Raw genomic sequence first — 11,186 nt, forward strand, 5'->3', positions numbered from 1 at the left:
CTGCCGACGAAATTGCTAGACAGTTGCGTTTGCGCGACCTGGGTGGTCTGGTGGTTATCGACTTTATCGATATGACACCAGTACGTCACCAGCGCGAAGTAGAAAACCGCATTAAAGAAGCCGTGCGCCCTGACCGAGCTCGTATACAACTTGGTCGCATTTCGCGCTTTGGTTTGCTTGAAATGTCCCGACAGCGTCTGCGTCCGTCACTGGGTGAGTCTACTCATCACGTATGTCCCCGCTGTTCTGGTCTCGGCACTATCCGTGGTACTGAATCGCTGGCGTTGTCGATTCTTCGAATTCTTGAAGAAGAGAGCATCAAAGACAATACAGGTCAAATCGAAGCGCAATTACCTGTTCCGGTTGCTACTTATTTGTTAAATGAAAAACGCAAAGCGATTCAAAGTATTGAAAAGCGCCACGGCGTTAGCTTGCTAATCATTCCAAACCCGAATTTTGAAACGCCGCATTATCAAATTGTACGCCACCGTACTGATGATGTGATCACAGATGCCAGCTACAACATTAAGCTGGCTGAACTGGATTCAGACGACGATAATCCGCGCTCTGTGGTTCCTGTTAAGCGTGAAGAGCCAGCATTACAGGGCTTTATCGCGCCAACTCAGGCTCCTATTGTTCAGCCCGTTGTTCAGGAAACCAAAGTTGAGCAGAAGCCTGGCTTGTTCGCCGCCTTAGGCAACTGGTTAAGCAAGCTGTTCAGCAGTGAAGAAGAAGCGCCGAAAGAAGAGCCAAAGCCTAACCGCAATGGCGGGCAGAACAACCGCAAACGCCAGAGCGATAATCGCCGTAATCCTCGCAACAATAATAAGAATCGTCGCAAGGATAGCAGTGAGCGTTCAACTGACGCGCCAGAAAAAGAAGCGTCAAACGAATCTTCGGGCAACAAGCCACGTCAGGACCGCAATAATAATCGTGGCAGAAACCGTTCACGTAAACCGCAGTCTGATAGAGCTCAAGACACTACTCAGGTAGAAAGCACCGAAGTGGTAGCGACTGAAGTGACTGAGGAGCAGACTACCGAGAAGAGAGTAGTCAGAGAGCGTCGTCAGCGCCGTAACATGAAAGGCAGCGTAAGAGCCAAGGCTAATCAGGCTGACGATAAGAAAACTGACAATGCTCAAACTGTGCCGGTTGAAACGAAAAAGGCAGACGTTGCAAAAGCTGAGAAGGCTGCTGCAGTAGTTGATACAACAGAATCTGACATTGCTGAGGTTACAACACAAACTCAGTCTGACGCGCCTGTTGTAAATCAAACAGTAGCAACAGATTCAGATGCAGAGTCAATGCCAGTTGTTAGCGATGCAGACAACGCAGAGCAAACCGATTCAGATGACGACAATGCGAAAGCAGAAAAAGGTTCACGCAGCCGCAGTCGTCGTTCGCCTCGTCATGCTCGTGCAGCAGGACAGCGTCGTAAGAAAGAAAAGCAGCCTGAAGCAGAAGACGACGCAGCTCAGCCAGTTCAACAGGACGAGTTGCAGTTCGATATGCCTGAAAGCACTAGCGAGCTAGCAGAAAACCCATCGGCAGAGCCCAAGCAGGTAGAGATTAACCTGGAGGCCGAAGCGGCACCGGTGGTTGAAGAAACCGCAACACCAGTCGAAGAAGCTACTCCAACGCCTGTAGAAGAGGTTGTGCCTGAATCAACACAGATTGCCGAAGCCCCGGAAGCTATTGAAGCAAGCGAAGCTGCGGACAGCGTGAACGCGGATGTTCAGTTGAATGCGACTGAATCCGATGTTGAAAACGACGTTCCGGTTGCTGAAACAGCGCAAGTTGAAGTTGAAGCGGAAGCCGGAATACCGGTAACCGAAGAAGCTATACCAGAAGCAGCAGCGCCTGTGGAAACAGTTGCAGAGCAAGCACCAGCTGTTGAAGCTAAGCCTGCTAAAGCAGTAAAAACGGTATCGGTTGTTCAGATGGCAAGTAGCCTGGGTAAATTCAGCGTGTCTCACCCAATGGCTAATCCACCAGTAGTGAATGATCCGATTGTAGACATTGCGTTAACAGCCAAACAGGATGGTCAGCGTCCTGCCCTGATTATTTCAGGTAGGTCGGCCACGATAGCCAGCGCGACCAACTCTGCGTCGGCTCCAACTACGCGGCCTGCAACATTGTAAGCATCACAAAGGCGGCCGATAAGCCGCCTTTTTTATTACCCGCAATATCATGAAGACGCAACACGCTTTACTCCCTAACCACATTATGGATTGGCTATATTCGGTAACTCAGGATTCTGCGCTTGAGCAATTTACCCTTGTACAGCCATTGTGGAGTAACTTTGGCAAATTGGTTCGTTGCTTCTCACCTGCACATCAAACCCCTTTTATAGTTAAATGGATTTGCCAGCCAGCAGACTTCAAACACCCCAGAGGTTGGAATAGTCAGGTTAGTCAGCAACGTAAGTGGCACTCCTATGCTGTTGAACGTGAATTTTACCAAAAATATGCAAAGCCAAAACATTGTGCGCTTCCACGTTTGATTGCTCAGCAACAACTCACAGACAGCCAGTGTCTGGTATTATCCGACTTAGACTTTGAAGGATATCCTGCCCGCCCTGATCAACTGACACCGCAGCAATGTGAGCCGGTGTTACGTTGGCTGGCTGCATTTCATGCAGAATACATCAATACTGCTCCCGATGAATTATGGGAAAGAGGCAGTTACTGGCACCTGGGAACCCGCCAGGATGAGTGGCAAAACATGGAAAGTGGGCCGTTAAAAAGTTCGGCATCAAAACTGGACAATGCGCTTCGCAATTGCCCGTATCAAACCCTTATCCATGGCGACGCCAAACTAGCGAACTTTTGTTTCAGTGAAGATTTACACCACGTAGCTGCGGTGGATTTTCAATATGTAGGCGGCGGCACGGGCGTGCAGGATGTCACCTATTTTCTGGGCAGCGCCCTTACTGAAAGCCAATTGCTAACGCAAACAGAGTCTTTGCTGGATAGCTATTTTGAAACATTGGCTGAGCGGCTGGTGAAACGATTCGACACACAGTTCGCTGCCAATGTATGCCGGCACTGGCGCGACTTGTACGACATTGCCAGCGCCGACTTTCACCGCTTTTTGAGCGGATGGAGTCCATCCCATGCCAAAATAAACCGGGCACTTCACCATCACACCCGAATAGCCCTAAACAAGCTCTAACAAGCTCTAACAAGCTGAACAACCTTAAAGCCACCCAAAGAAACCAGCGCGTTTATTCAACACCGTGATTTCTTCGTAGTCATCAGTGCCCCGTCCCGCTGCACCGGCGCAGACCAACAGTGGCAGTAAATGCTCTTCTCGTGGATGACAAAAGCGCGCACCAGGAGCATGTTGCCAGTCATTCAGTTGTTCCCGGATATGCGAATAGTCGTTAGCGGCAGACAAGGTGCTTTTCAGCCATTGTTCAAAAGCGTAATTTAGCCCATCACTTTGTTCCGTTGACGGCGAGAAAAATGCCCGCATGTTATGGAACGAAAACCCCGAACCAATAATGAGCAAGTCTTCATCAGGTAGGTTCGACAATGCCTCACCTATTTTAAGATGCAGTTCTGGATCAAGTGATGCTGACAACGACACCTGAACAACCGGAATGTCCGCGTTGGGGTACATGAGTTTCAGCGGCACAAATACACCATGATCAAGCCCACGTTTAGATTCTTTACCCGCCTGAATGCCAGCTTTAATTAGCGCATTAACAATACTCTCAGCTAAATCTGGCGCACCCGCGCAAGGATAAGTAATATTATAACTTTCAGGGGGAAAGCCATAATAGTCGTAAACCAATTCAGGCTTTACCGCGCTGGTTACCCGAATGTCTTGCGCCTCCCAATGCGCACTCACCACTATAATGGCTTTAGGTTTACGCAATCGCTTGGGTAAATGAACAAGTTGTTTAATCAGCGCGGCATGAGCAGGATCATTTAACAACGGCAGCGGACCACCGCCATGGGAAATAAACACAATTTGATGTGAGGAACTCATAAACTTAACTCCGGCCCTTTGGGGATAATACCCGATGGATTCAGCGCTTTAATAGAATAATACCCGGCTTTGATGTGATCGATGCTTACTGATTCAGCCATCCCGTCCAACTGCATGATTCGAAGCATATACCGATGCAGATATTGATAATCCCGTATCTGCTTTTTATTGCACTTAAACAAGCTGTAGTAAGCGGCATCAAAACGCACCAGGGTGACAAATAGCCGAATATCGGTTTCGGTAAGTTGATCACCTAACAGGTACTTGCGTCCGTCATCGAGCGCGCTTTCCAATTGCTCAAGCATAGAAAATACGTTGTCAAAGGCTTCATTGTACGCCTGTTGTGACGATGCAAACCCTGCCTGATACACGCCATTGTTCAAACGGGCGTAAATAACATCATTCCACTGATCGATATCTTTTGCTAAATGCGCAGGATACAAGTTGGGTCCATGCTGCGTGTACCCGGAAAAAGCGGTATTCAGCATTCGAACAATATCAGCCGATTCATTGTTCACTATGGTTTGTTGTTGTTTATCCCACAACACAGGAACCGTGGCACGTCCGGTGAAACCAGTATCCGCCTTGCTGTAGATCTCATGCAAATAGGTTGCGTGTAACATTGGGTCTGGCTCAGCCCCCTCATACCCACCGAATTGCCACCCCTGTTCACTCAGTTGCGGATTGACAATCGTCACACTGATGTAGCGGGTTAATCCTTTCAGGGCTAACACCGCTAAAACCCGGCTTGCCCAAGGACAGATTAACGCCGCATAAAGGTGATAACGTCCAGGCTCGGCCTTAAACCCGCCTTTACCGGTGGGGCCCGGTGTACCGTCGGGCGTTATCCAATTGCGAAAGGATGAGGTTTGTCGGATAAACCGGCCCTGCTCATCTTTATTTTGAACGGGATGCCAATCGGCATCCCATTTTCCATTGACTAACATGCCTGCCTCCTTTTGTACGAACTACTGCGCACTGACGGCCGCAAATTTCCGGGCAACTAAACCATCCAACGACCACCGACCTGCACCGCTGAATACCAGCGACAGTGTTGCAGCAAACAAAGCCAGTGCGTATTCATAACCGCCATTCGACAGGAAAAGGCCATTACTAATGTGAGCAGTAAAAATTGCAATCAGCATAGTAAAGGCGCTCACCAGTGCAGCCGGCCGTGTTAGTAGTCCCAGCACTAACGCCAGGCCACCAAAAAACTCTGCGCTTCCGGCTAACAAGGCCATTAAAAAGCCAGGGGCTAAACCGATGCTTTCCATATATTGACCGGTACCTTCCAGTCCATAGCCGCCAAACCAGGCGAACAATTTTTGTGCACCATGTGCCGCCAAAACGATGCCAACCGGCGCTCGCAGGATCAATGCAGACCAACCAGCATCGGATTCAAACAGAGAAGTAAGTAATTTAGTGTTCATGATTTTTCCTCATTCAATTTAGTGGTAGTAGCGAGTGGTGAATTCCCTTCGCATCATCAGTGTGTTCACTATACTCACTCCCTATTGATTGATTAACCCCGTTAAAATAGACTAACTATCAACATTTCATTGATAATTAGCATGGCAATATGGATAGAATTGAAGCAATGCGCGCTTTTGTGGCAGTGGCAAAATCAGGCGCTTTCGCAAGCGCAGCCGACAGACTGGAAAAAAGTCCGCAACTCATAAGCAAATACGTCTCTCAACTGGAAACCCATCTCAATACCCGGTTGTTCAATCGTACCACTCGCAAAGTACATTTAACTGAAGCCGGTGAGCGTTATTTAGTAAGAGCGTCACAGGTACTCGACGATATTGACGAAATGGAAAATCAGTTGGGCGAGATGCAAACCCATGCCAGTGGATTACTGCGCATCAGTGCCCCGGTGGCGTTTGCCACCCTGCATCTGGCGCCACTCATTTACGCGTTTCAGCAACAATACCCGGCTGTTGATATTGATTTACAATTAAACGACCGCAAGGTAGACATAGTGGAAGAAGGCTTTGATATTGCGCTGCGCATTGGCACCTTGCGCAATTCGTCGTTAATTGCCAAACGTCTCACAGCAATCCGTATGGTAATGTGTGCCTCACCCACCTATTTATCTAAGTGTGGTACACCTGACAGTCTGGAAGCGTTAAAAACCCATAATTACTTGCGCTACAGCTATCTGGATGCTGATAACGGACCACTGCCTCACCAGTATCTTTCAGAGACCACTCACAACCAGCTGGGCGGATTGAGCTGCAATCATGGCGGTTTATTGAGTCAGGTTGCCATTCTTGGACAAGGTATAGTGCTGCAACCCACCTTCATTTGTTATGAGGCACTAAAATCGGGTGACCTGGCTGTTGTTTTACCGGAGCTCGAGCCCGCACCGATCAACCTGTATGCGGTATATGCGCATCGACAGCTACTCGCCAGCAAAGTACGCGCATTTATCGACTTTGCCAGCCAGTATTTTGGTGATACACCTTACTGGGACGATGGCCTGCCTGCCCCCGTTATGCGTTAACCGTTTCGCTAACCGTGTTCGACCATGTCGTGGTAAAGCTGGCGAATGCGCTTAACCATAGCACCCGGCACGCCTTCACCAATAGTGCGGCCATCTACGTCGATAACCGGCGTTTGCGCACCGAACGTGCCGGTAACAAAGGCTTCATCAGCACTGTATACATCAACCAGTGAAAAGTTTTTTTCGTATACCGGAATACCCTGTTTGCGGCACACATCAATGGTTTTTTGGCGGGTAATCCCTTTCATCGCGTAGTCGCCAGTTGAGGTCCATACCTCGCCTTTTCTTACAATGAAAAAATTGGTGGAATTACACGTACTCACAAATCCGTGGGGATCCAGCATGAGCGCTTCATCTGCACCGGCTTTGTATGATTGGATCATGGCGGTAATACAATTAATTTTGCTGTGTGAATTTAAACGCGGATCCTGTACGTCCGGATGCCCCCTTCGAACATGCACAGTAAATAGCTTGATGCCCTTTTCTACCGGCGCTAAATCCTGCGATTTATACTCCGCAATGATCACTATCGTTGGCCCCCACAAACTGAGACGCGGATCCTGATAAGGTGTTTTCTTCGGACCGCGGGTAACCATTAGTCGCGCATGCACTCCATCGGTCATGCCGTTTGCTTCAACCGTAGTATACAAGGCCTCAACGAGTTGCTGACGCGTTTTACCAATGTCCATATCCAGCGCTTTGGCACCCGCAAACAGCCGATCTAAATGGTCGTCAATAAAAGCGAACTTACCGTTGTGTAATCGCAAACCTTCCCAAACACCGTCGCCCAACATAAAACCGCTGTCGTAAACCGACACTTTTGCTTCGTGTTTAGGCACCAAATCGCCATTCACATAAATTTTGATATGTTGGTTGCGTTCATCGTCAATCGACGCGTGGGCACCACCCGCCTTGTGTTCCTGCATGCTGCTTCCTCAAAAATGCGTTACTACTAAGTCATCTTACCTGCTTTACCGCACTGGTTGGCATAAACCAGTTTAACGCTGCCCATAACAAGTCAAGTAGCGGGGCCAGCCAATTGGCAAATGCGAATGGAGCATATAATAGCGTAGGGACGCCTAATGTACCTGCCACAAACACACCACCTGAATTCCAGGGAATAAGCGGCGCACTCATGGTAGCGCCGTCTTCCAGCAAGCGCGATAGATTCGCGCCCGATAATCCGCGTTGCTGATAAGCAGGTAATAACATCCTGCCCGGTAAGGTATAAGCGATAAAGGCGTTACTGGCAAAGTTAAATCCCAACGCTGCGAGCAAGGTAACCAACACCAGGCGAAACCGCGTGCTTGCGACTTTCAGCAGCGCCAAAAGTAACGTTTCAAGACTTCCCGTTGCTTGCAACGCTCCGCCCAGTGCCATCGCAAGAATAATCAGTGATATCACCCACATCATCGACATCAGCCCGCCTTTAGACAGCAAAGCATCTAAACCTGGTTGCCCGGTTTGACTCTGAAATCCGTTCATCAGCAGTTGCACCAGCGATTCAGGTGCCACACCCTGCCCCCAAACCGCCACAAGACAAGCAGCAACAACGCCGAAAAATATGCCTGGAATCGCTGGCAGTCGAAAATATATCGTTATCCCAATGACGCACGGCGGTAGTAATACCCACCATGACAAGTCAAAATGCTGACCAATACTGGCCGACAATAAATTGAGTGAGCTGGCGGTAAATGTGCTTGTGCTTGTATCTGGACCAAGCCAGTAATAAGCCACCAGAGACACACACATTGCAGGTAACGTACTGGGGATCATATTGCGAATATGCTTATACAAATCTACCCTGGCGATGGCGGCAGTAAAGTTGGTGGTATCTGAGAGAGGCGACATTTTGTCGCCAAACCAGGCACCAGACACGATAGCGCCCGCGCACAATGCCACGGAAACGCCCAATACCTCAGCCATGCCCATCAATGCTAATCCTATTGTGCCGACGGTGCCCCAGGACGTACCGGTAAACACCGATACCACCGCACATAGCAAACAGGTGGCAGGTAAAAACCAGTCAGGGGAGATCATGGTTATGCCCTGCACGGTGAGAAATGGCACGGTGCCCGCGGCGATCCAACTACTGATGGTCATCCCTACTAGCATAAAAATGCCCAGCGCTGGTAAGCTTTCAGCGATGTTTGTGATCATCGCAGATTGAATTTCCTGCCAACGGATACCGCGAAACACGCCAATCAGTGCAGTGATAGCGCAGCCCAATAGTAGAGGTATATGCGGACCGCCTTTGAGCACAAACAGGACGTACATCAATGCTGCCCCAGTGAGAATGATTGGCAGCAACGCCCAACCTAATGCTTTATTTGAAGCTGATAACCTGGTTGTCACTGAATCTCCGCTTTTTCACGCATTACAGACATACCCTTAGCCTGTGAATCATCTGTGGCATTATGCAAGAATCGTGGCAGGAAAATTCGCACTAAACACCTAATTTAATGTACGTTTTTGGACAATTAAAGCATCGCAACATCACATCGTGCCACAAAGTAGTGCAATAGATGAAAGTGAACTGAAAATGCGTTGCAGTAGATTGGCTTGTTCCGTATGTTATTGCACTATCCCGCCAGTTTTATTTACAACACAAGGAAGGGCAATGCGAATTGCAATGTGGTCAGGTCCCAGAAATCTATCAACTGCTATGATGTACGCCTTTGGCGCCAGGGCTGATTGCGCGGTATGGGATGAACCTTTTTACGCCCCGTTTCTCAAAATCGGCGGCAGGCCAGACCCTATGCTGGAATGTATATTTGCCCGGGAAGAAACCGATCCTTTAAAAGTCGCTGAACGATGTGCAGGCCCTATTCCGGAAAATAAAGCATTGTTCTACCAAAAACACATGCCACAACACATGCTGGCAAGTTTTCCTGATGACTGGATGAATGCAGTAAAGCACGTCTTTTTAATTCGTCACCCTGCACGGGTGATCTGCAGTTATACCAAGAAAAACGGTATTCCAGTGCTCAGTGATATTGGCATTAAAGAGCAAACTGAGTTGTTTGACTCATTAACCCGCCAGTTCAATGAACGCCCGCTGGTGATTGACTCCGGCGACATCCGTTCGAATCCAGCGGCTTATCTGGAGTTACTTTGTCATTCACTTGGTATTGAATGGGATCCTGCCATGCTGAGCTGGCCAGCCGGAGGCCACAAATCCGATGGCGCCTGGGCACCACACTGGTACCCAGAAGTATGGACAAGCACCGGCTTTGCAGGACCAGAAGGCCCTCTTCCTGACGTACCTGACAGTTTGAAGCCGTTACTTCAGGAGGCGATGAGTTATTACACCCATTTACAACATTATAAACTAACTGCAGATTGAAAAATCTTTGCATCGGCATAAATGCGAAGTGGACTATTTGGGGCAAGTATGTGCAATTAGCCCATGCCAATTGCTCATTTAGAGTTACATACAAAAAAGCCAGAAGCTGTTTAACACAATCAGCTTTCTGGCTTTCTATCCAATTTACCAACAAATATTATTTACTTGTGTTTTTACGAAGTCTTACCAGCGTAAGTACGCTTAACAACATTAATGCCATTGCCGAAGGTTCGCTTACAGTAGAAACATTAGACGATGACGCAGTAGCATCCAAAGTGACTTCAGAAATTGCGTAAAACTGGGGGTAATTTCCTTCTGTCACGAAGCCTGACAACGTAACTTTGTTAGACACTAAACCGAACAGCGCAGTATTCGATAAGTCAATTAATTCGTGAGAGTGGTCACGACCATTATTTGAGCTACCCGCATTAGATGGACCAAAACCCTGGCTGCTGATAAACGCAGTGATACCATTAATGGTTACATTTACACCAGAAATACTACCAGGAATACCATTTGTCGTTGGGCCATAGCTATACAGTGACAGTTCGCTAAACGAAAATAATGAATCAAATAGTAAGTCAATTGAAGAATTATCTGCTACCTGAAACAATTGGGTATCATTCGAACCAGTACCTACCAGGCCATCATTCAATGTACCACTGCCATTTGTGTAATTGTAAGTGCTGCCATTAGAGGAAATTGTACCATTGTAGGTATGTGCCCACCCTCCATTACCACTCAGTCTTACGTTATATGCGTCGTAAGAGTCTGCGGAAATTAATGCAGCCGATGCAGTGTGAGTAAATAAAGCGAATGTAGCTACTGTTGCTAATGTCTTAAATAATCTCATTTCCTACTACTCCAAAAGAATGACTATTTTTTGTTTGATATTGGAATACACATTCCATGCCAAAAAATAAAACACTTCTGAATCATGAACTTGAAGTATTTCTAACTAGTGGGATTTTTGCCAGCGTAAGAAAAGCTGACACTGAAAACCGGCAAATCAACCTAAGAGCGCAATTTATCGCGAATATCCATCCAGGCTTTGCCGATGTGATTCAACCCTCGCTGGTCGCGTCCAATTCCCCAGAAATAGTCATATTGTGACGTTTCAACAATAAGCCTATCTTCGGTAGCAAGCAGAGCTTCGCGCACTTCCTCATACATTTGCACTTTTGTGTACAGTGCTCGTTTCATTAATATGGGCGCAGTAGATGGGTAGTCATTGATTTTTGCGCGATACCAGACTTTGCCGTATTCATAAGCCTTTTCACCCGTTGGCATAGCAGCAGCTTTCTCAGCGTGATGCGGCTTTTTTAGCGTTTTGGCTCA

The 11,186-nt window shown here is 47.9% G+C and carries 10 protein-coding genes and 1 pseudogene; 4 read left to right on the forward strand and 7 right to left on the reverse strand.

The annotated features are described in order from the left end of the window. Together ACLR2L_RS14935 and ACLR2L_RS14940 are read left to right on the forward strand one after the other, a co-directional pair. On the forward strand, nucleotides 1-2,141 hold a 2,141-nt coding region (locus ACLR2L_RS14935), incomplete at its 5' end, for a ribonuclease E/G (RefSeq protein ID WP_413369165.1). A gap of 49 nt (nucleotides 2,142-2,190) precedes the next feature. After that, entirely contained in the window at nucleotides 2,191-3,174 is a 984-nt protein-coding gene (locus ACLR2L_RS14940) for a phosphotransferase (RefSeq protein WP_413369167.1), read from the forward strand. Nucleotides 3,175-3,198: 24 nt separating this feature from the next. Here ACLR2L_RS14940 and ACLR2L_RS14945 read toward each other — a convergent pair whose 3' ends face one another. From ACLR2L_RS14945 to ACLR2L_RS14955, 3 genes are read right to left on the reverse strand one after another with little or no spacing between them, the layout of a single operon-like run. Continuing rightward, a complete protein-coding gene (locus tag ACLR2L_RS14945) occupies nucleotides 3,199-3,996 on the reverse strand; it encodes a DODA-type extradiol aromatic ring-opening family dioxygenase (RefSeq protein ID WP_413369169.1) in 798 nt (265 codons plus the stop codon). Then, on the reverse strand, nucleotides 3,993-4,943 hold the full coding sequence (locus ACLR2L_RS14950; RefSeq protein ID WP_413369171.1) for a glutathione S-transferase family protein: 951 nt from the start codon (nucleotides 4,941-4,943) through the stop codon (nucleotides 3,993-3,995). The genes ACLR2L_RS14945 and ACLR2L_RS14950 overlap by 4 nt, the downstream gene beginning before the upstream one ends. Before the next feature lie 21 nt (nucleotides 4,944-4,964). Beyond that, a complete protein-coding gene (locus ACLR2L_RS14955) occupies nucleotides 4,965-5,426 on the reverse strand; it encodes a DoxX family protein (protein WP_413369173.1) in 462 nt (153 codons plus the stop codon). Nucleotides 5,427-5,575: 149 nt separating this feature from the next. Between ACLR2L_RS14955 and ACLR2L_RS14960 the strand changes: the two genes are divergently transcribed. Further along, nucleotides 5,576-6,502, forward strand: a complete 927-nt coding sequence (locus tag ACLR2L_RS14960) for a LysR substrate-binding domain-containing protein (protein WP_413369175.1) — start codon at nucleotides 5,576-5,578, stop codon at nucleotides 6,500-6,502. An 8-nt stretch (nucleotides 6,503-6,510) separates the two neighbouring features. Here ACLR2L_RS14960 and ACLR2L_RS14965 read toward each other — a convergent pair whose 3' ends face one another. Further along, entirely contained in the window at nucleotides 6,511-7,428 is a 918-nt protein-coding gene (locus ACLR2L_RS14965) for an aminotransferase class IV (protein ID WP_413369177.1), read from the reverse strand. A 31-nt stretch (nucleotides 7,429-7,459) separates the two neighbouring features. Beyond that, nucleotides 7,460-8,857 (reverse strand): Na+/H+ antiporter NhaC, encoded by a 1,398-nt coding sequence (gene nhaC, locus ACLR2L_RS14970; protein WP_413369179.1) that lies wholly within the window; start codon nucleotides 8,855-8,857, stop codon nucleotides 7,460-7,462. Between the two features lie 265 nt (nucleotides 8,858-9,122). Between nhaC and ACLR2L_RS14975 the strand changes: the two genes are divergently transcribed. Then, the gene (locus ACLR2L_RS14975) at nucleotides 9,123-9,848 is read left to right on the forward strand and encodes an HAD family hydrolase (RefSeq protein ID WP_413369181.1); all 726 of its coding nucleotides are present in this window, start codon (nucleotides 9,123-9,125) and stop codon (nucleotides 9,846-9,848) included. A 157-nt stretch (nucleotides 9,849-10,005) separates the two neighbouring features. Here ACLR2L_RS14975 and ACLR2L_RS14980 read toward each other — a convergent pair whose 3' ends face one another. Continuing rightward, nucleotides 10,006-10,701, reverse strand: coding sequence for a hypothetical protein (locus tag ACLR2L_RS14980; protein ID WP_413369183.1), 696 nt, complete (start codon nucleotides 10,699-10,701; stop codon nucleotides 10,006-10,008). Nucleotides 10,702-10,862: 161 nt separating this feature from the next. Beyond that, a pseudogene (locus ACLR2L_RS14985) lies at nucleotides 10,863-11,165 on the reverse strand (NADAR family protein); the annotation flags it as partial. Nucleotides 11,166-11,186: the final 21 nt, after the last annotated feature.

It is taken from the genome of Alteromonas sp. AMM-1 (assembly GCF_047290655.1).
Taxonomy (GTDB): domain Bacteria; phylum Pseudomonadota; class Gammaproteobacteria; order Enterobacterales; family Alteromonadaceae; genus Alteromonas; species Alteromonas mangrovi.